General features: G+C 60.6%; 23 protein-coding genes. 1 reads left to right on the top strand and 22 read right to left on the bottom strand.

Annotation, left to right across the window (positions count from 1 at the left end; all coding sequences use genetic code 11):
* Positions 1-82 precede the first annotated feature (82 nt).
* Positions 83-652, top strand: coding sequence for a Uma2 family endonuclease (locus PO78_RS15030; RefSeq protein WP_043744896.1), 570 nt, complete (start codon positions 83-85; stop codon positions 650-652).
* A 159-nt stretch (positions 653-811) separates the two neighbouring features.
* Here the strand turns inward: PO78_RS15030 and PO78_RS15035 are convergent, their stop codons facing one another.
* From PO78_RS15035 to PO78_RS15130, 22 genes are all read right to left on the bottom strand, one after another.
* The gene (locus PO78_RS15035; protein ID WP_039920666.1) at positions 812-1102 is read right to left on the bottom strand and encodes a CcdB family protein; all 291 of its coding nucleotides are present in this window, start codon (positions 1100-1102) and stop codon (positions 812-814) included.
* Positions 1090-1344, bottom strand: coding sequence for a type II toxin-antitoxin system CcdA family antitoxin (locus tag PO78_RS15040; RefSeq protein WP_043744898.1), 255 nt, complete (start codon positions 1342-1344; stop codon positions 1090-1092). The genes PO78_RS15035 and PO78_RS15040 overlap by 13 nt, the downstream gene beginning before the upstream one ends.
* 138 nt (positions 1345-1482) lie before the next feature.
* Complete coding sequence (locus PO78_RS15045; RefSeq protein ID WP_004356838.1) at positions 1483-1737, bottom strand: DUF2442 domain-containing protein; 255 nt, start codon at positions 1735-1737, stop codon at positions 1483-1485.
* Positions 1718-1954, bottom strand: coding sequence for a DUF4160 domain-containing protein (locus PO78_RS23565; protein WP_082047809.1), 237 nt, complete (start codon positions 1952-1954; stop codon positions 1718-1720). The genes PO78_RS15045 and PO78_RS23565 overlap by 20 nt, the downstream gene beginning before the upstream one ends.
* A gap of 78 nt (positions 1955-2032) precedes the next feature.
* Positions 2033-3550 carry a polysaccharide biosynthesis protein gene (locus tag PO78_RS15050; RefSeq protein ID WP_231570733.1) on the bottom strand — a complete coding sequence of 506 codons (1518 nt, stop codon included), beginning with the start codon at positions 3548-3550 and terminating at the stop codon, positions 2033-2035.
* Positions 3547-3876 carry a hypothetical protein gene (locus PO78_RS23445; protein ID WP_231570734.1) on the bottom strand — a complete coding sequence of 110 codons (330 nt, stop codon included), beginning with the start codon at positions 3874-3876 and terminating at the stop codon, positions 3547-3549. Before PO78_RS23445 ends, PO78_RS15050 begins: the two co-directional genes overlap by 4 nt.
* Before the next feature lie 12 nt (positions 3877-3888).
* Positions 3889-5064 carry a DegT/DnrJ/EryC1/StrS family aminotransferase gene (locus tag PO78_RS15055; protein WP_043744905.1) on the bottom strand — a complete coding sequence of 392 codons (1176 nt, stop codon included), beginning with the start codon at positions 5062-5064 and terminating at the stop codon, positions 3889-3891.
* 201 nt (positions 5065-5265) lie between these two features.
* Positions 5266-5931 (bottom strand): acetyltransferase, encoded by a 666-nt coding sequence (locus PO78_RS15060; protein ID WP_043744908.1) that lies wholly within the window; start codon positions 5929-5931, stop codon positions 5266-5268.
* Positions 5931-6533 (bottom strand): sugar transferase, encoded by a 603-nt coding sequence (locus PO78_RS15065; protein ID WP_043744910.1) that lies wholly within the window; start codon positions 6531-6533, stop codon positions 5931-5933. Before PO78_RS15065 ends, PO78_RS15060 begins: the two co-directional genes overlap by 1 nt.
* Positions 6530-7756, bottom strand: coding sequence for a glycosyltransferase family 4 protein (locus tag PO78_RS15070; protein WP_043744913.1), 1227 nt, complete (start codon positions 7754-7756; stop codon positions 6530-6532). The genes PO78_RS15065 and PO78_RS15070 overlap by 4 nt, the downstream gene beginning before the upstream one ends.
* On the bottom strand, positions 7753-8925 hold the full coding sequence (wecB, locus tag PO78_RS15075; protein ID WP_331454286.1) for a non-hydrolyzing UDP-N-acetylglucosamine 2-epimerase: 1173 nt from the start codon (positions 8923-8925) through the stop codon (positions 7753-7755). The genes PO78_RS15070 and wecB overlap by 4 nt, the downstream gene beginning before the upstream one ends.
* Positions 8831-9988 (bottom strand): glycosyltransferase family 4 protein, encoded by a 1158-nt coding sequence (locus tag PO78_RS15080; protein ID WP_231570735.1) that lies wholly within the window; start codon positions 9986-9988, stop codon positions 8831-8833. The genes wecB and PO78_RS15080 overlap by 95 nt, the downstream gene beginning before the upstream one ends.
* Positions 9989-10005: 17 nt before the next feature.
* On the bottom strand, positions 10006-11151 hold the full coding sequence (locus PO78_RS15085) for an N-acetyl sugar amidotransferase (protein ID WP_043744922.1): 1146 nt from the start codon (positions 11149-11151) through the stop codon (positions 10006-10008).
* A complete protein-coding gene (locus PO78_RS15090; RefSeq protein ID WP_156147826.1) occupies positions 11148-11840 on the bottom strand; it encodes an O-antigen ligase family protein in 693 nt (230 codons plus the stop codon). The genes PO78_RS15085 and PO78_RS15090 overlap by 4 nt, the downstream gene beginning before the upstream one ends.
* A gap of 581 nt (positions 11841-12421) precedes the next feature.
* Positions 12422-13183: an AglZ/HisF2 family acetamidino modification protein gene (locus tag PO78_RS15095; RefSeq protein WP_043744928.1), complete on the bottom strand. Its 762-nt coding sequence runs from the start codon at positions 13181-13183 to the stop codon at positions 12422-12424.
* Positions 13184-13795: an imidazole glycerol phosphate synthase subunit HisH gene (gene hisH, locus PO78_RS15100; RefSeq protein ID WP_043744931.1), complete on the bottom strand. Its 612-nt coding sequence runs from the start codon at positions 13793-13795 to the stop codon at positions 13184-13186. It abuts the gene before it with no gap.
* Complete coding sequence (locus PO78_RS22420; RefSeq protein WP_197068789.1) at positions 13792-14973, bottom strand: lipopolysaccharide biosynthesis protein; 1182 nt, start codon at positions 14971-14973, stop codon at positions 13792-13794. The genes hisH and PO78_RS22420 overlap by 4 nt, the downstream gene beginning before the upstream one ends.
* A gap of 191 nt (positions 14974-15164) precedes the next feature.
* On the bottom strand, positions 15165-16286 hold the full coding sequence (locus PO78_RS15110) for a DegT/DnrJ/EryC1/StrS family aminotransferase (RefSeq protein ID WP_082047813.1): 1122 nt from the start codon (positions 16284-16286) through the stop codon (positions 15165-15167).
* Positions 16283-16885: an acyltransferase gene (locus PO78_RS15115; RefSeq protein WP_043744935.1), complete on the bottom strand. Its 603-nt coding sequence runs from the start codon at positions 16883-16885 to the stop codon at positions 16283-16285. Before PO78_RS15115 ends, PO78_RS15110 begins: the two co-directional genes overlap by 4 nt.
* Positions 16882-17922 (bottom strand): glycerol-3-phosphate dehydrogenase/oxidase, encoded by a 1041-nt coding sequence (locus PO78_RS15120; RefSeq protein WP_043744938.1) that lies wholly within the window; start codon positions 17920-17922, stop codon positions 16882-16884. Before PO78_RS15120 ends, PO78_RS15115 begins: the two co-directional genes overlap by 4 nt.
* Positions 17923-17925: 3 nt before the next feature.
* Positions 17926-18984 (bottom strand): Gfo/Idh/MocA family protein, encoded by a 1059-nt coding sequence (locus tag PO78_RS15125; RefSeq protein WP_043744941.1) that lies wholly within the window; start codon positions 18982-18984, stop codon positions 17926-17928.
* A gap of 1 nt (position 18985) precedes the next feature.
* Complete coding sequence (locus tag PO78_RS15130) at positions 18986-20287, bottom strand: nucleotide sugar dehydrogenase (RefSeq protein ID WP_043744944.1); 1302 nt, start codon at positions 20285-20287, stop codon at positions 18986-18988.
* Positions 20288-20300 lie beyond the last annotated feature (13 nt).

Raw genomic sequence — 20300 nt, forward strand, 5'->3', positions numbered from 1 at the left:
AGACCTGAATCCGGTTTTCCTTCCTCCGGTTTTCTTTCCCGAATCGACCCGCTATGCTCGACCAAAAGAAGGAGTTCCCACCATGGAACTGCCCAAGCGCAGACCCGAATTCGACGTCGACGCCTACATGGCGTGGGAAGAGGATCAGCCCGAACGTCACGAGTACCTCGGCGGCGAGGTCTTCGCCATGTCCGGCGGCACGGATGCGCATTACACGATCCTGCTCAACACCGCGACGAGCCTTAAGGTCGCACTCTCCGGCAAGCCCTGCCGCGCCTTCCTCTCCGGCATGAAGCTGCGCGTCGACCGCGCCGACGCCGTCTTCTACCCCGATGTCTTCGTCACCTGCGACCCGCGCGACCGCCAGCCCGAGGCCAGCCTGGCCAAGCAGCACCCGGCGCTGATCATCGAGGTCCTCTCGGATTCCACCGCCGCCTTCGACCGCGGTCGCAAGTTCGAGCACTACCAGCAGATCGACACGCTGCAGGAATACCTGCTGATCGAGCAGGACCGCAAGCACGCGGACCTTTTCCGCAAGAACAGCGAAGGGCTGTGGGTGCTGCATCCGGCGGGGGAGGGGGACGTGGTGAGGCTGGAGAGCGTCGGGGCGGCGCTGGCGATGGATGGACTGTATGAGGACGTCGAGCTCTGAGCGGCGTTCGCGCCTGCCGGCGCTCCTACATGAACCGGCGCGCTTCTGTCCAAGGTAGGAGCGCCGGCAGGCGCGAAGGTGGCGGTGGAATGGCCGCCGGGGGAAATCGGGGTCAGACCCCGATTTCGTGCAGGATTCGCCGCATTTAGTCGATCGCCACTAAACACCAGACATCAGAATATCGACCGCTCGATTGATGCTGTCACCCTGATCGGCCACGCTCCCGACGCAACGCACATTGGCTCGTCGCACCGCCGCGATGAGTCGGGTGGCAAGAATCAACCGCTTGCCGTCATAAAGAATTTCGGGGTTCAAGCCCTTGACGGCGGGATAGTCGGGCAGCAACGGAATCACAACCACCGCAGGGTCGGGCGGCAAAAGGTCGCTTTCGACCACAACCATCGCCACGCCCTTGTATTCCGCCACGCTGTAGCGGTTCAGGTGTTCCACGAAGCGGCCCCTGGAGCACTCATGATGTCGGCCAGCGGGTGCCCATTGCGCTCGTGCCACGCAGCTTGTGCAGCAAAGTTGTCTGCATTTTCAGTCAGCCACTGCTTGCGACGGGCTTCGGCCACCGCCCTCTTGAGCGCCGCTTCGGCCACGGCCGATACGTTAATCTCCAGTGACTTGGCGGAGTCAAGCACCTCGGCGTCCAGCGTCAGGGACGTCTTGCGTTTGATGGCAGATGCCATGGCTAGGCTCCTACTCGAAATACCGCACCAATATACCGCAAGATCGCGAGTCTACGAGATGTGGCGGAGAAATCGAGGTCAGAGCGGGAAATAGTGGTCAGACCCCGATTTCTTCTGGCCCGGTAGAGATCGCCACAACTATTGCGGCGCCCGTGCGCCGCGCAGCAAGCCTTCCGTGCTCAAATCCTCATCGATCATCGGCCAGTGGATGCCGTACCCGCCTCCGGCCAATTCCCAGTGGCTGCGCTGGTCGGCCGTTGCGTTCGCAAGCCGTGGGTACCACGCCAGCGGTACCGCGATCGTGCGACCGTCCATGAGGTCGACCTCTAGCCGAGTTTCATCCACCCTCACGTTCATCACCCGAACGTCGGTGTCATGAGCCAAAGAATGCATCCCATGCTCCTTTCAACACGACTTGTTCACTGCGCACAAGGCGTTGCAGTTTGCCCAACTCCTGGGCCGTGAAACCTGAGCTTCTCACAACCGACGCATCGTGCAGCCAGACCTTCGCAGTTGCAGACCCTTTGTCGATATGGACATGAGGAGGCTCTCCGGGTTCGTGGCTGTAGAAGTACAGTCGATAGCCCTCAACCCTCAAGATCGTCGGCACCCTGTCTCCTCAATCAGCATTGTTCGCTGCTATTGCTGCGAGCACGAAGTGTATCCCGGCTGCTGCACGCTATTCGAATCAATGCCGCGCCGGCTCATACTCCGGCACCCAGCGCTTCAGTCCCGCTCGCACCTCGTCGTCGCTCACCGGTCCCGGCTGCGATAGCCACTGGGTGAGCTCGTCGAGGAAGGTCTCTGGCACCGGTCGCGAACGTGCGATGCGCAGCTTCGGATGCGGCGTCTCGCGCGTCTCCTCGGCATCGGCCAGCAGCTCCTCGTACAGCTTCTCCCCCGGCCGCAGCCCGGAAAACTCGATGCGGATCTCGTCCTCGCTGTAGCCCGAGAGCCGGATCATGTTGCGCGCCAGGTCGACGATCTTCACGGGCTCGCCCATGTCGAGCACGAAGACCTCGCCGCCCTGGCCCATGGCAGCGGCCTGCAGCACGAGCTGCGCCGCCTCGGGGATGGACATGAAGTAGCGGTTGATCTCGGGGTGCGTCACCGTCACCGGCCCGCCGCGGGCGATCTGCTCGGCGAACTTCGGGATCACGCTGCCGGTGCTGCCGAGCACGTTGCCGAAGCGCACCATCTCGAGCTGTGTGCCTTCGCCGCGGAGCTGGCTCAAGGCCTCGCAGGCCATCTCGGCGAGGCGCTTGGTTGCGCCCATCACGTTGGTGGGGTTCACCGCCTTGTCGGTGGAGATCAGCACGAAGCGCTCCGCGCCCACGCGTTGTGCGTGCGCGGCCACCATCAGGGTGCCGAGCACGTTGTTGCGCACCGCCTGCCAGGCATTGCCCACCTCCATCAGCGGCACGTGCTTGTAGGCTGCCGCATGGAAGACGACCTGCGGCTTCCATTCCGCGAACACCTCCTCCAGGCGCGCCGCGTCCTTTACATCGCCAGCGAGCGGCACGATCGCCGTTTCGGGCTTGTGTACGCGGAACCACTGCTCGATGTTGTACAGCGCGAACTCGCTCGCCTCGAACAGCACCAGGCGGGCAGGAGCGAAGCGCGCGAGCTGCCTGCACAGCTCGCTACCGATCGAACCGCCCGCGCCCGTGATCAGCACGGTCTTCCCGGTGATCATGGCCTGCACGTGCGCCGAGTCGATCTTCACCGGCTCGCGGCCGAGCAGGTCCTCGATGTCGACCGGGCGCATGGCGTTGATGGCCACCTTGCCGCTCATCAGGTCGTCGATGCCGGGGACGGTGAAGACGTGGGCGCCGGCGCGCACAGCCAGATCGGCTGCACGCTTGCGCGTTTCCGTGGCAGCCGAAGGCATGGCAAGGATCACATGGTGCGCCTTGTAGTTCAGCAGCACATCCGGCAACACCTCGATCGCTCCTGCGACCGGGTGGCCATTGAGCTCCAATCCCCACTTCGCCGGATCGTCATCGACCAGCGCCACCACTCGCCAGTCGGGGCTACGTTCCAGTTCTCGCACCAGCATCGCGCCGCCCGAGCCCGCGCCCACGACTACCACCGGTTTCCCTGCTGCACGCAGATCACCGAACGTGCGGTGTTCCTTCCACATCCGCCAGGCAGCGCGTCCACCACCCATGACGATCAGCAGCAATAGCGGATACAGCACGATCATCGACCGGGAATGATGGGCCCAGGGCCATGATCGAGTGCCAGCAGGGCCATCAGCGCCACGGTCGAGACCCCGACCGCACGCAGTACGCGCTTCAGGTCGGGGAGACTGGCGAAGATCCACATGCCGCGGTAGAGGCCAGCCCAGCGGCAGGCGAGCGCGTGGATCGCCATCAGGATCAGCAGGTCGACAAACAGCTTTCCGCCATACCCCATCGGCCATTCGAAGTTGAAGCGGATGAGGAGCCCCCCCAGCCATGCAACGCCAACGGCTGCGAGGTCGAACAGGAAGACCAGCATGGACCGCGCGGTCAGGTTCACTACGGACATTCCTTCATATCCTCAAGCACTTGCCTGATTCATCGTTTGCACCAGCGCATCACATGTCAGCGCGATCTGGCTGTCCGTCAGGCCAGGATGAACCAGGAACATCAAGCTGGTGTCGCCCAGCCTTCGTGTCACCGGCAGGCGCTCCGCAGGCCTCCACGAGCTACCGTCGAAGGCCTTTTCGAGATAGACCTCCGAGCATGAGCCTTGGTAGCAGGGTACGCCTGCCGCGTTGATCGTGGCGACGATACGGTCGCGATCCCAACCCTCGCGCAGCCGTTCGGGTTCGACATATACGTAGCACTTGTACGCAGCGTGTTCGCAGTGGGCAGGCAGGGGGGGAACCCGCAGGCCGAGCAGGTCGCTCGCCGCAGCCCAGATCCGCGAAGCATTGCGAAGGCGTTCCTCATGCCACGCCGCCATGCGGCGCAACTGGATGCGCCCCACCGCCGCCTGCATTTCGAGCATGCGCCAGTTGGTGCCGAAGCCCTCGTGCAGCCAGCGGAAGCCCGGCGGATGCTCGCGCTCGTACACCGCCGCGTAGCTCTTGCCGTGGTCCTTGAACGACCACATGTCGCGCCACAGCGCCTCGTCGTTCGTCGTCACCATCCCGCCCTCGCCGCCGGTGGTCATGATCTTGTCCTGACAGAAGGACCACGCCCCCACGTGCCCGATCGAGCCCACGCTGCGCCCCTTGTAGCGCGCCCCGTGCGCCTGCGCGCAGTCCTCGATCACCTTCAGCCCATGCTGTTCGGCCAGCGCCATGATCGGGTCCATGTCGCACGGCCAGCCCGCCAGATGCACGCAGATCACCGCCCGCGTGCGCGGCGTCAGCACGCGCGCGATGGTCTCGGCCGAAAGGTTGCCGCTGTCCGGGTCAACGTCCGCAAACACCGGCGTCGCCCCCGCATTGACCACGCACGAAACGCTCGCGATGAAGGTGCGCGGCGTCACCACCACCTCGTCGCCCGGGCCGATGCCCAGCGCGTGCAGCGCCACGTCCAGCGCCAGCGTGCCGTTGGCCAGCGCCACCGCGTAGCGCGTGCCTGCCCAGGCGGCGTATTCCTTCTCGAACTCGCGGCACTCGGTGCCCGTCCAGTAATTCACCTTGTTCGACAGCAGCACGTCGCGCACCGCGTCGGCCTCTTCGGTGGTGAAGGAAGGCCAGGGGCTAAAAGGAGTGTTCAGCATCGAAAATCGCCCGTTCTAAAAAAATATCCACGTCGCACGCACCCACGACAAAAATGTCCCCTGTAGGAGCGCCGCAAGGCGCGAACGCTCCCCGCTCCCCGTGGGAGCGCCGCAAGGCGCGAATACGGCGTCGCACCACCCACCGACCGCCGGCGCCGGCACAACCGCCCATTCGCGGCTTGCGCCGCTCCTACCAAAACTTCAACCGGCCTTGGCCATCACCCGCGCGGGGTTGCCGACCACCGTCGCCCCGGGGGGGACGTTCTTCGTCACCACCGCGCCCATGCCCACCACCGCGCCGCGGCCGATCACCAGGGGCTGGCCGGGCTTACCCTGCTTGATCACGGCGCCGGCGCCGATGTAGGCGTGGTCCTCGATGACGATGTTGCCGTTGCACTTCACGGCCGGTGCAAAGGTCACGAAATCGCCGATCACGCAATCGTGCTCGACGTAGCTATACAAATTGGCGTGGAAGAAACGCCCGATGCGGATGTTCGAGGTCAGGGTCACGAAGGGGCTCAGCAGCGCGCCTTCTCCCAGGTCTACTTCGTCCATCACCACCACGTTCCAGGCAGCGACCGACCAAGGCGCCACGCCGTCCGCCTCCAGCCGCGCCGCAAGCTTCTCGCGTACTGCACTACTCGCGATCGCCAACGCAGCAAATCGAGCCTTCGCAGGCTCGGCCAGAAAGTCCGCCCAGGTCAGCACCCGATATCCGTTCACCTCCTGCCCTGGCTGCGCCGCGTCATCTACAAACACCAGCCGATCGAGCGGGACGCTACAGCGCTCGAGCTTAGCGCGCGCCAGCGGCATGATCCCGCGCCCACAGCCGCTCGCCCCAAACACGCAGTACAGCGCGTCGTCCATCAAAGTCCCTCTCGCGGAGATCCGGTGAACTTCGCCATCGTCGCCTCCCCCGCCGCACTAATCCCCTCGCGCACGAACACCTTCTTCACCGTCAGCGCCAGGATCTTCAGGTCCAGCCAGAACGACCGGTTGTCCACGTACCACACGTCCAGGCGAAACTTCTCTTCCCAGCTCAGCGCATTGCGCCCGTTGATCTGCGCCCAGCCCGTCACCCCCGGACGCACCGCATGGCGACGCGCCTGCTCAGGCGAATACAGCGGCAGGTATTCCATCAGCAGCGGACGCGGCCCCACCAGGCTCATATCGCCCTTGAGCACGTTCCACAGCTCGGGCAGCTCGTCCAGGCTGGCCGAACGCAGAAAGCTGCCGAAGGGCGTCATGCGCTCGGAGTCGGGCAGCGGCTGGCCGTCCGGGCCGATGGCGTCGCGCATGGTGCGGAACTTGATCATCTGGAAGGGCTTGCCATGCAGGCCGGGGCGGGTCTGGCGGAAGAGGACGGGGGAGCCGAGTTTGCGACGGGTCATCCACCCAACGAAGAGCATCAACGGAGCCAACAGCAACAGAGCGACCGCCGACACAAAAATGTCGAACAATCGTTTCATCGATATTCAGCGACCAGTTCTTTCAACATTGCCGCAAACCGGGCCGCGAGCGAGTCAAAGCTGTGGTTCCGCTCGACGTAGGCTCTGCCTGCTCGCCCCATCTCATTGCGGTCGCCAGCCGGCATGGTCGCAAGCGTTGCGATAGCCTGCGAGAGCGCGAGGGGATCGCCGGGCAGTACCGTGATGCCCGCATGTGCGTCTGCCACGGGATTATTTGATGACTTGCAGCAGAAAATGATTGGCCGGGCACCCGCGAGGAAATCGAAAAGTTTGTTCGAGCTGATGCCGTACTGGAACACAGGAGCATCGATCAGGTTGAACACGAACGCGTCGGCCTCGGCGGCCACAGCGGGAATCTCGCGTTTCGGCACTGGGTCTGCGAATTCCACATTGCGCAGTTGGAGTTCCTCGGCCAACTTGAGCAGTGAAGGTTTGAGTGGGCCATCGCCAATCATGCGCAGCCGCACGTGACGCATGTCCGGTCGCTCCTGGAGTTCGGCCATTGCTCTTAGAACACAATCAAGCCCGTTGGCCTGCCCGTGGGCGCCAAAGTACATCAGTGTGAAACCGTCATGGATCAGTGGTTGCGTGGGCTCCGGATAACCCTCGAGTTCAACCCCGTTTGGTATCCACACTATCTTGCGCTTCGGTACTCCTAGCGGGACGATGTACTCGTCCGCCTGTGGCAGAAGGACGACGATACGGTCCGCCCGAACGTAAAGCCACTTCTCGAGCTTGCGCAAAACCTTAGTAATCAGGTTCTGCTCCTGCAGCCGGCCGAGATCGACCAGGGTCTGGGGCCAGAGATCCCTGACTTCGAAAACGAATGGAACCCGAAGCCGCCTAGCCAAGACGGAACCTGACCACGCAGCGAATGGATGTACGCTCGAGCCGACGATCACGTCTGGTCTCTCCAGCCCCTTCGTGACACCGGGAAGCAGTACACGTGCGGCATAGGTCAGCATATTCCCCATTCGCCCGCCACCGTTACCCTCGTATTGTGGAGTGCGGACCCAAAGAAACGGGATTCCATCGAAATCCGAAATACGCGTGCGTTCGCCATCTGCAAGCCGCTGGCGCCCTGTGTTGAGCTCGACGCTTGCCGCGATCACGGATGACTGCCAACCATGTTTGAGAAGATGACGTGCAAGGCTGTAATGCCGCGTACCGCCGGCACCACCTGGCTCCTGCGCGTAGTGGTTAAGAATCCAGACGTTCTTCACGTGCCAACGCCCCCAATCAGACTGTCCGCGATACGCGACGCGGCGTTTCCGTCTCCGTACGGGCTGATTTCGAGTCCTTTGCTCCCTAGCGCTTCTTTCATCGCAAGTGAGATGTCGCTCCCGCAGGTCGGCGGGGCTAAACGGTTCCAGCCACCAGCTACAAGCTCTGACCATTCGGTTTCGTCTCTCAACGTCACGCACGGCACGCGATAGAAGAAGGCCTCTTTCTGTACCCCGCCAGAGTCGGTTGCAATCAGCGCTGCACTCTTCTCAAGCATCACCATATCGAGATAGCCAACCGGGTCGATGGCGCGTACGTTACCAGGCAGCGCAAGGCCCAGCGTGGCAAGCCGCCCCCGGGTCCTAGGGTGTAGCGGAAGAACGATCTCTGAATCAAATCCAGAGAAACCCTCGAGAATGGCTGCAAGCCTCTGACGGTTGTCCGTATTCTCAGCCCGATGAATCGTCGCCAGCGCGTATTGCCCAAGTGCAAGATTCAAGCGCACCAGGATCGAGCTTGTGCGCTCCGCCTTTTCGCCATAGAACAACGCGGCGTCGTACATCACATCGCCGACCATATGAACGCTAGCGCCGGAGATACCCTCGCGGGAAAGGTGTTCAACCGCAGTCTCGGTAGGCGCAAACAACAGACTGGCTGCGTGGTCGGTGAGAACGCGGTTGATCTCTTCGGGCATCCGGCGATTAAACGAACGAAGGCCTGCCTCAACATGCGCGACAGGGATGTGGAGCTTTACCGCTGCGACTGCTCCTGCCAGCGTCGAGTCAGTGTCTCCGTAGACAAGTACCCAGTCAGGCCTTGTATCAAGGAGGACTTTCTCGATGGCTTCAATCATGCGCCCCGTATTCTGGCCGTGCGTACCGCCGCCAATTCTGAGGTGATGCTCCGGGGGCGAAATCTCAAGCTCATCGAAAAAAATGTCTGACATGTTCGCGTCGTAATGCTGCCCAGTGTGTACAAGCATTTCATTGACACCCTTCGCTCCAAGAGTGCGGGAGACCACCGCAGCCTTAATGAACTGTGGGCGAGCCCCAATGATAGTTAAGATTGTCATGTCAAAAATGTATGTTCGCGATCGTTCCGTAGAGGCTAAGCAATTTCTTTTCCTCGACACCCCAGTTGTATCGTTCGAGCACAGCCTGGCGCCCATTCTCACCCATAATTTTAGCCTGATCCTTGTTCAGGAATAGGTGATTAATTGCTTGCGCTATGCTTTGCGGATCCATCGGGTCGACGCACACGCCGCAGTCGTTCTTCCGTATGATCTCCTTCCATAGCGGAAAGCTCGATGCGATGACCGGGATGCCAGCGCTCATGTATTCGAACATCTTAATTGGCAACGAGTCCAAATAATTTGTTAGTGGATGAAGGGTCACCAATCCTGCGAATGAGCGCCCGAGGACACTGCGGACGCCATCCCGATTGAGGAATCCCAGTTCGTCGACGCGGCGCCAGCCGGCGTACTGTCGAACTTCTAGGCCCAGAGTCGGTTCCGAGAATCTGCCGGCCAATTCGAGCCTCACATTTGACTGCACTGACTCCATGGCACGGACGATCTCCCTGGCCCCACGATTTGCGGCGATCCCGCCCACATAGCAGACTTTCGTTCGTGCTTCAGCTTCCCATTCGGGAGAGGCCAATTCGCCTAGCAGCGGAAAATTGTTGATATCGACGGCGCGGTTGTTAATCCTCAGGAATTTGTCCCGGATAAAGGGTGTTGCGGCAACAATGGCGTCGAACTGACGACAGGACCATGTCTCATAAGCGGTCATTGCATGCGCAAGAATTCTCCTGGAAATCTTGTTCAAATAAGGCTTTCCTAAGAGTTGTTGCGGGACATCTTCATGCGAATCGAAGATCACCCGCTTGCCTAAACGTTTCAGTTTCAGTCCGGCCGGGATGAGCTCCGGGTCGTGGAAGTGATATATGGAGGCATCGATCTCGATTGCCCTTGCGAGCACCCGTCTAGTGATGTTGCGAACTCTATCGAGTCGCCCTGACGATGTTCCAACGTCGTTGATGTCTACGTCATCACGGAGTTCATCGCCCTTCCCATCGGCAACAACCAAGAAGACCTGGTAACCAGCGTTGGCCAGGGACCGGCACTCCTTGAGAAAGATCCGAGTGTCGAAACGGGAGTGGACCGAAGTTAAGTGACAGATTCTCATTGGCTCTTTCAAAGGTAAAACGCCTTGATCGCTTGTATGGGTCATAAGCAATCTAGGGCAAATCACGAATAAACTCTAATCTGCCGGCCGGTAATCCTCGCAAATATATCCTGGGCTCGCTTCAGAAGCCGGTATCGTCCGTCCCAGGTTGGGAAGTCGGTGTGATGATGGATTGGTGTTTTAATCAGCTCGTCAAACTGTGCTCGTGAAATGCGCAGTTTCTTGCAGAAGTAGGCAATATCGATCTCGAGTTCATCAGGTTCATAGAGTGGCTCTGCAAGCTTTTCCAGGGCTTCGTTCCGCGTCATCTGGCCCGAGACGATGAGACTTGACAGGTGAGGTTTACGTTTGTCGTATCCGAACTTCTGAGGCAAGTAGTAATTCTGGAAGAGTTTAGTGAAAAGGGACTCGCCATGCTTGCGCGCATACGGCTTGTATCCGACGGTGCGCTCCAACTCCTCGAGGGCTTTCGCTTTGTCATACAGCATGTAATTCAAAGGGCGCACTGTGCGCATCTTCTTCACGAACGGATACCAGACGTAGTACTCAAAGAAGCTGATCGTCTTGTATTGCCGTAGCGGACGCTCGCCATACTTGCTGTGTATGGCCTTGAGATTGATCGCATCCATTGCACTGCCGTGCCACGATCTAGGGAAAATACCCTCTGTTGCGAGATTCCCGCCGGAAAGGATATAGCGAATTCCATTGCTCGTTGCGAAGTGGTAGAGGCTCGCGAAAAATATGTGGTCTTGAGGAACGTCTTGGTTGGCGACTCCTGCGCGCAGATAGGCAAGATGCAGGTCCCGCATATCTTCCCAATCAACTACGTGAGTGTGCAGGTCGTAATTGCAGTGCTTGACCAGTGCCTCAATGTTTGCGACGGCGAGCTCGCTGTTCCAGCCAGCGTCGACGTGGACCACGAGAGGGCGCAGACCCCACTCGTGAACTTTGATCGCGAGAAAGGAGCTGTCGACGCCCCCGCTCAGGCCGAGGATGCAGTCGTACTCCTTGCCCGTTCCTGCTATCCTGATCTGCTCAACGATCGCAGCCCAGCGTGCTCGGCCTTCCTCGTCGGGAAACCAGTTCTTTCGGGTGACGGTCTCGAACTCGATGCAATGATTGCACACCCCGTTTTCGTCGAAAGTAATCTCGGGGTCCGAAGTGTCCATCACGCATCGGGCACAGGATTGATGGATTGCTTGGCTCATGTTTTGCTTTGAGAACTTCTGAAGAGGAAGAGGGCAACAAAGAAGGTCGGCATCCAAAGTGTCTGGAGCCCACCGATGAATTGATACGCTATAGTGGCGTAGAAAGCTAGCGCCCCGAGAATGACGTCCTCAACTGCTGTGTGGGTTGAGTGAAGCTTTGCGAACTCTCTGGTTAAATGCAGCCCGATGAGAAGGATGAGTACGCCGGCGATTAGCCCCCCCTCTGCTAGACTCTCCAGAATAAAATTGTGTGGGTACCAGCCTTCGTTTGACTCGCCGATAAAATTGGGAAACGCGCCGATTCCGCCGCCAAACAGGAAATTCCTTGGTGAGTCAAGCCACATCGAAAGTGCAGCCCCAAATAGCCGAATGCGCTGGGATGAATCCCCTTCTTCCGTTAAAGCCAAAAGGCGGTCAATTACAATAATTCGATTCAGTATTTCTTCGAAGTCGAGAAGGTCACTTAGAAATGCGCCGAAAAGAACAAACGTCAATGCCAGGGATGCAAAGATCGCTTTTCGAATCAGGCTGCGAAAGGATAACGTTGCCGCGATCCACATGGCACTTGCGATTAGTGCGATGAGTGCGGCGCGCCCGCCCACTACTCCCATCAACGCAGTAATAAAAAGCGCTCCTAAAGTGGCAAAAATTGCCCATGGGCCCCGAGCGCGAAATGCGATGGAAGCCATGGCTACGGCGGCTAGGCCAAAATAAAAAGATGTTGATTGATAGTTCTGGCTTTCTGGGTCGGCCGAGAGTGAACGGAGTTCCGATGGCGTGCTGAGCGTTCCGCCAGAAATGGCAATAACGCAAAAGTGCGTTATTGAAGCCAAGCTAAAAACAAAAATCGTTCTGGTGGCGAATTGCGGATTTTGGGACGCAATTGCGGCGCATAGAAGGGCAAGGGGAACCAGAGCCGTAGTTCCTCGCACTGATGCGATGAAGTTTGGCAGTCCAAGCGCAGGTGATAACGTCGCGCGCGCTAGCAGCCAAGATATATAAACTAGGAATAAGAGTAGAGCGCCGAGGTTTCTTCGTGTGAGTATTCTCCGCGTTACTGGGAAGTACAGAAGAGATACGGAAAAAGCCGCGGAAACGAATGGGGCTGGTATTCCATAAGCGAGGAAAACGGACTGAAGCGATGGGTGAGCAGGCAAGAGCACGGCTGCGCATGCAAAGAATGCGAATACGGGATGAATCGTCCCCGCCCGCGGCACTTGCCCGGTGCGAGCCTGTAGGGGCTTCGAGTCGGTGGCTAAATCCATGACGCTCACGAGAAATAGTCGCGCAACTCAGAGGGCTTCAAGTAGCTGAGTAATACTGCACGATGTTTTCCATGGAACACGAACATGCTGCCGGCGGCGACGGCTGAAGCTCCGCCATCTCGAATCCCCTGCGAGAGATGTTCCAGGGTTCCGGCGCCCCCACATGCGACGACTGGTACGTTGACCATCCGCGTGACGATTCGGATCAACTCGAGATCGTAGCCATTCATCATTCCATCGCGATCCACGCTGTTAAGCAGAATCTCACCAGCACCCGAGCGGACCAGATTTCTAATGTGCTCGTGAACGTCGAGTTTTGTCTCGACTGTTGCAGATTTGCTTAGCACGCGATAGCGGCCGATCAGCGGCTTCCGGACATCCACTGCTCCAACGACCGCCTGGTTGCCGAATTCGGCAGCGGCAGCGCGCAATACAGCCGTGGATTCCGTTGCGGCAGTGTTGATCACGACCTTCTCGATACCGCACCGAATGAGCCGGCGGACTTGATCGAGGGTCCGGATTCCGCCCCCGTAAGCCATGGGCATGAAGGCTTCGCCAGCCATCTCCTCAATCAACTCATAGTTGGGCTCGCGCCCTTCGCGCGACGCGGTGATATCGAGCACAACGATCTCGTCGACCTCCTTCTCGCTGAAGATGCGCATCGCATTGACTGGATCGCCAATATAAACCGGATCCTTGAACTTGCGTGTTTTGACGAGACCATTGCCCCGGATCAGTAGGCAGGGGATCACACGTGCGCGGTACATTCACTCACCCTTTCCAAATGCCATAAGCAGTTGCTTGCCAAACCGATGGCTCTTTTCAGGATGAAACTGGACGCCCGCGATGTTGCCGCGGCAGACGCCTGCGGCGAATTCGATGCCATAGCTTGCTTGCAGAAGCACGTCGCCGCGATTGGTGGGCTCCATGAAGTAGCTGTGAACGAAGTAGAAACGGGTGTCTTCCGTCATCCCCTGTGTAAGGTGGTTGTGGGGCTGCATTAGCGTCACCTGGTTCCAGCCCATGTGGGGTACTTTCAGGCCTGACAGGTCCGGGAAGCGACGTACCCGCATGTCGAGCCAGCCGAGTCCGCGTTCCTGCCCTTCTTCACTCTCGGTGCCCAGCATTTGGGCGCCTACGCAGATCCCTAGCAGAGGCACTCCTTCGTTCAGGACCCTATTCTCCAGTACGGGGACTAAACCGCTCGCGCGGAGGTTGCGCATGCACGCATCGAAAGACCCGTTGCCCGGCAGGATGATTCGTGCCGCGGCCGCAACCTCGGACGGGTCGGCCGTGATTCTGCACGACACACCAATTCGACGCAGCATATTGGCAACAGCAGCGATGTTGCCGATGTTGTAATCGATGATTGCGATCATCTACGGTTTCCGAGACTGAATCGATAGGACATTGCGAGGTAAATCACGTAAAGCAAGCTGTAACCGGCGCTGTACGTCTGCAGGGCGATGTCGTGGACGTGGGGGATGTTTAGGGCGGCGATCGTCATCGCGAAAAGGGCGATCTGCCATACGAGATCGACATGTTGCTTACCGGCAATGTAGACCATGTAGCTCAAGGGGCTTGCAATAAAGCGCAGTGCGAAGAGGGGGAGAAGCCATACAGCGATCGTTCCGGATCCGCGCCAATTCTCTCCGAAGGCCAGTGCAAAGAATGGCTCGCTTATACTTGCCATGACCACACAGAACCCGAGAGAGGCAATCGCGAGGACACGGAACGTGCGGACGTAGTCTGCACGGCATTCCCCGCGTTCGCGATAACTTTTAGCCGCATGGCGCTTGAAAACGTCGAGTACGGATTTTCCGAGCAACGCGATCGGCGCACCCAAGATGCGCATCGTCATCGCAAGCAACCCGGCAATATCGGCGCCGAAGCGACCCGCAACGAGCAGAACAGGGAGTTGGGCGGCCGCGGTATTGATTGCATCGGCCGGCAGAGAAAGCGTCGGGAAACGATGGTGTTGGCGCCAGAAGTTGAGGACCGTTTGCTTGGCCTGATTGCGCGGAAAAACGCCGGGTGGCATCAGATAGATGGATAGTGCCAAGCCGACGATCACTCCAGCCACGTGAGCAAGGGCGAGCGAAGTGGCGGACGGATTGAGGGTCCCGATCGTGACTTGACCGCCCGTCACCGCAGCCGCTTGTGTAATCCGCATGGCTGAGAGTTGCCGATATCGACCCTCGGCCGCAGCCCATGATTGCCAGGTTTGGGCAACTGCAATAGCAAGGGCGGTCGGAACCAGAAGAATCACCATTGAAGGCGAAAAATGATCCGCAATAGTCGGCACGAGTTGAACGCTGATGCCACAAACGACCGCCGCTACGCATGCGGCCAGCAAGGTGGTAGCGAGCGTGGACAGAGCTGCGAGTCGACGAGGTTCTCCGTCGGGTACGATGGCAAGGGCGGTTTCGAATCGGCCGGTGAGCACAACACCCAGCAATAGGACGATGCCGAGCCAAGCAGAAAAGATGCCGAACTCGGTTGGCGCATACTGCCGGGCGAGAACCAGAGAGCCTACTAGTGGAACGATCTGGGCCAATACCGTTCCGGTTAGGACGGAGCCCACGTTCCTCCAGAACGTACTCACCGCTGACGCTCCGATTGTTCAGTAGTAAGTGGTGCTGCATCGAGATTAAATGTCGAGGGCGCAACGGGGTGGCAGAGATAGCGATAGACCGCCAAGGCCCAAACCCCTGTGGTGTTTGCTGGGTAGTTAAAAATTATCACAGCTTACGTGTTTTCTACGCTGGCTGGGATTGGATCAGTTGATAACTGAGTGATAATTCGCAGTTGGGCTTCATTAGTAAGGTCTGCACTCATCGGCAAGCTCATAACCTTCTTTGCTGTTTCTTTGGCAATCGGCGTGCAATCCGGACAGCAGAGATGCTTGTAGGCCGGCTGTTCGTTCAGCGGAACTGGGTAGTGCACCGCCGTCGGGATGCCCGCTTTCTGGAATGACGACTGAACCGCTTCCCTGTCTTCGCAGAGCACCGTGAACTGGCCGTATACCGAAGTACAGTCGGGACGCTGGATTACGCGTTTGAAACCGATTTCGTCGAGTAGTCGGTTATATCGCGCACCGATCTCCAGCCGCTGTGCGATTTCCCAATCGAATCGCTCCAGCTTTGCGAGTACGATCGCGCATTGCAGCGTATCCATGCGCCCACCAACGCCGACGCGGGTGTGCACATAGCGCTTGCTTTGGCCGTGAACGCGGATCTCGCGGCAGGCCTGTGCGATGGCGTCGTCGTTGGTAAAGACCGCACCGCCGTCGCCATAACAGCCCAGCGGTTTGCTCGGGAAGAAGCTAGTGCAGCCGATGGAGGACAGGTTGCAGCTCTTGCGTCCCTTGTACTCGGCCCCGAAGCTCTGCGCGGCGTCTTCGATCACCGGGATGTTGCCGTGGCGTGCGGCGATGGCGTTGATCTTGTCCATGTCCGCGGGCTGGCCGTAAAGGCTGACCGGCATGATGGCCTTAGTGCGCGGGGTGATTGCAGCTTCGATCAGGTTCGCATCGATGTTGCAGGTGTCGGGCTCGATGTCGACGAAGACTGGCTTGGCACCAAGCAGGACGATGACCTCTGCGGTGGCCACGAAGGTGAACGGAGTCGTGATGACTTCGTCTCCCGGGCCAATACCCAGAGCCATCAGGCTGATCAGGAGTGCCTCGGTGCCGCTGGCGACGGTGATGCAATGCTTTGCACCGGTGTAGGCCTCGAGGCGCTCTTCGAGTTCGCGCACTTCCGGCCCCATGATGTATTGGCCGTGCTCCAGCACCGCATTGATGCGGGCCTGGATCTGCGGTTGCAGTGCGCGGTACTGCGCCTTGAGGTCGATGAAGGGGATGCTCATTTGCTGATGCGCTCCAGGATTTGGTCGTTGAGTCGATATTGTTGGCCGGTGTGCGGGCAGATGTATTCGCCCTTGCCTTTCACCGGCAGCGGGATCTGTTCGCCGTATTCGCTCATCCAGCCGACCTGGCGGGCGGGCACGCCGACCATGAGGGCGTAGGGCTTGACGTCCTTGTTGATGACGGCGCCGGCGCCGACGAAGGCGAATTCGCCAATAGTGGTGCCGCAGACGATGGTGCAGTTGGCGCCCAAGGTGGCGCCGCGCTTGACCAAGGTGTCGCGGTATTCGCTCTTGCGCTCGATGAGCGAGCGCGGGTTGTAGACGTTGGTGAACACCATGCTGGGGCCGCAGAAAACGCCTTCTTCGAGGGTGACGTTGTCGTACACCGAGACGTTGTTCTGGATTTTGCATTTGTCCCCGATGACGACCTTATTGCCGACGAAGACGTTCTGGCCGAGCGAGACGCCCTTGCCGATGCGGGCGCCGCCGCAGACGTGGGCGAAGTGCCACACGCGCGAGCCTTCGCCGATCTGGGCGCCGTCGTCGACGATGGCGCTGGGGTGGACGGTGTACGAGGTGTGGGGGGTGTTCTCGGTCATTGCAGGATCCTGTTGGCGGCTTCGTCGCCCTGGAGCTTGGCGGTGGTCCATTTGCCGCCGTAGATGTGGAGCACGTTGCCGGTGCGTTCGAAGGCCCATTCGCGGGTGGCTTCGGAGGGGTTGTCGGCGCTGCGCAGCAGCGGCCGCACGCCCGAGAAGGCCTCGACCACGTCGCAGCGCATGGCGGCGGGGGCCAGGTAGTGGTTGTGGGCGTCGAGCAGGTAGCGGATCTCGTCCTCGCTCGGGCCGGGGTTGTTGGGGCCGGACTGGCGCACCTCGGTGGTGCCGATGAGCGTGCGGCCCTTGTACGGCAGCACGAAGAAGATGCGGCTGGAGCCGGGCACCTCGAGCAGCATCGCCGCGGGGCAGACACGGTCGAGCACGATGTGGCTGCCGCGCACCCAGTCGAGGGTGTAGCTCGGCTTGCCGGGCGCGGTCTCGCGCAACTGCATGGCCCAGGGGCCGGTAGCGTTGACGATGCGGTCGAAGCCGTCGAGCACGGCGAGGTCGCGGACCTCGAAATCGGTGACCAGCTCGCCGCCGAGCTGGCGGAACTGCTCGATCACCCAGTTGCCGAGGGCGTGGTCGTCCATCTGCGCATCGAAGAAGGCCCACGCCCCGACCAGGCCGTCGGGCGACAGGCCGGGCTGCAGGGCGAGCACCTCGGAGGGCTTGAGCGCGCGCGCACGCGGAAAGCCGCTGCCCATGGCCAGCACGTCGTAGATGCGGATGCCGGCCGAAATGGTGAACTGCGAGCGGCCCTTGTCGCGGTACATGGGTAGCAGCATCTCGAGCCGGTGGCACAGGTGGGGGGCGAGCTCCAGCCAGTCGGTGCGGGCGTGCAGCGCCTTGCCGACGAGGCGGAACTGGCCGGTCTCGAGGTAGCGCAGGCCGCCGTGCAGCAGCTTGGACGAGGCGCGGCTGGTCTCGCCCATGGGCTGCCCGCGCTCGTAGAGCGTGACCTCGGCGCCTTGGCGCGCGAGCGCCCAGGCGGTGCACGCCCCCACGATGCCGGCCCCGACCACCGCCACCTCCATGGCTCAGTACTCCAGCGGCAGGGCCACGCGTTTGCCGTCGCGCGACGATAGGTACATGGCGATGAGCAATTCGAGACTCTTCAGGCCTTCGCGGCCGTCGGTCTCGGCCTCGGCCTCGCCGCGCAGGGTCTGGATCACGTTGTCGTAATACAGCGGATGGCCGAAGCCATAGACGCTGGTGGTGGCGTAGCTGGCCTGCTTGATGTCTTCATCCTCGGGGCGCTGCTCGGCGAATTCCCAGTGCTGGATCTCGTTCACCGCGACGCCGCCGACGCGCACCGTGCCCTTCTCGCCCAGGATGGTGATGCTGCCTTCGAGGTTCTTGGGGTAGGTGAGCATGCTGACGTTGAGCGTGCCCATGGCGCCGCTGCGCCAGCGGATGGCGGCGACGCCGGAGTCTTCGACCTCGATGTCGCGCTCGAGGGTGCCGGTGTAGGCCATGACCGACTCGACCGGGCCGATGAGCCAGTCGAGCAGGTCGATGTAGTGGCTGGCCTGGTTCATGAAGGCGCCGCCGTCGAATTCCCAGGTGCCGCGCCACTTGGCGCTGTCGTAGTACTCCTGCGGGCGAGTCCAGAAGACATTGACCGACACCGCGTAGATCTTGCCGAAGCGCTTTTGCTCGACGGCGCGCTTGAGCAGCTGCAGCGTGGCGTTGCGGCGGTTCTGCTTGACCACGAAGAGGCGCACGCCGGCCTTGTCGCAGGCCTCGACCATCTTGAGGCCGTCCTGCCAGCGGGTGGCCATGGGCTTCTCGGTCATCACGTGCTTGCCGGCTTCGGCGATCTGGATCGCCTGCGCGGGGTGCAGACCGCTGGGGGTGGTGAGGATGACGCAGTCGGCCGTGGTGGCGGCGAGCAGGTCGGCGAGCCTGGCGTGGCCCTGCGCGCCGGTCTTGGCGACGGCGGCCTGCAGCGCGGCGGGGTTGGTGTCGCAGACGTCGACCAGCTCGCAGCGGTCGGCGTGCTTTTCCATCGCGGCGAAGTGGTTCTGCGCGATGCGACCGCAGCCGACGAGGGCGAAGCGGATCTTGCGGTCGGTGATGGCGGGGGCGAAATGCATGTCATAGTCTCCAGGCGCAGATGCCGGCTTGCTTGAGTTGATCCGGGTCGAACAGACCTTTGACGTCGGCTACGACAGCGCCGGGCGACTTCAGCAGGTCCTTGATATCACCCGAGGACAGGGTGGCGTACTCCCGATGGGCCACTGCGGCGACCAGCGCGTCCACAGGATGGTCCGCATCGACAATGCCGATTTCGACACCCGGGTATTCGTGCGCGAGCTCGGCAGGGTCCGCATAGGGGTCGGTCGCGACGACGCGGATGCCAAAGTCCTGGAACTCGCGAATGATGTCGATGACCTTGCTGTTGCGGATGTCGGGGCAGTTTTCCTTGAAGGTCAGGCCCAGCACGCCGACGGTTGCGCTGGAGAGGTCGATCTTGTTCTGCACCATCTTCTTGATGGTGGTGCGGGCGACGTAGCGGCCCATGTTGTCGTTGATGCGACGCCCGGCGAGGATGACCTGCGGGATGTAGCCGACCTTCTCGGCCTTGTCGGTCAGGTAGTATGGATCGACGCCGATGCAGTGGCCGCCAACCAGGCCGGGGCGGAACGGGAGGAAATTCCACTTGGTGCCGGCGGCTTCAAGCACGGCCAAGGTGTCGATATCCAGGCGGGCGAAGAGCACCGAAAGCTCGTTCATTAGCGCGATGTTGAGGTCGCGCTGGGTGTTCTCGATGACCTTGGCGGCTTCGGCGATACGGATGCTTTTGGCTTTGTGGGTCCCAGCGACGATGATGCTGCGGTAAAGCTGGTCGATCACCTCGGCCACCTCGGGGGTGGAGCCGGAGGTCACCTTCTTGATGGTGGAGACGCGATGTTCCTTGTCGCCTGGGTTGATGCGCTCGGGGCTGTAGCCGGCGTAGAAGTCGACGTTGAATTTGAGGCCGGAAAACTTCTCCAGCACCGGGACGCAGTCTTCCTCAGTGGCGCCGGGGTAGACCGTGGATTCGTAGATGACGATGTCGCCCTTCTTCAGCACTTTGCCGATGGTCTCGCTGGCCTTGATCAAGGGCGTCAGATCGGGGCGCTTGTGCTCGTCGATCGGGGTAGGGACCGTGACAATGAAGAGGTTGCAGGCGGCGAGTTCGTGCGGATCGGCGGAGTAGCGCAGGCCCTTGGCTTCGCGCATCTCTTCGTCAGTGACCTCGAGCGTGCTGTCGTGCCCGGCGCGTAGGGCGTCGATGCGAGCCCGGTTGATGTCGAAGCCGAGGACCTCGCGCTGTTTGGCGAATTCGACGGCGAGCGGCAAGCCGACGTAGCCTAGGCCGATGATGGCCAGGTTGATGTTTGAAAGAGACTGCATTTTACGTAAGGAC

The sequence above is a fragment of the Thauera sp. SWB20 genome, assembly GCF_000831325.1.
GTDB lineage: Bacteria > Pseudomonadota > Gammaproteobacteria > Burkholderiales > Rhodocyclaceae > Thauera > Thauera aminoaromatica.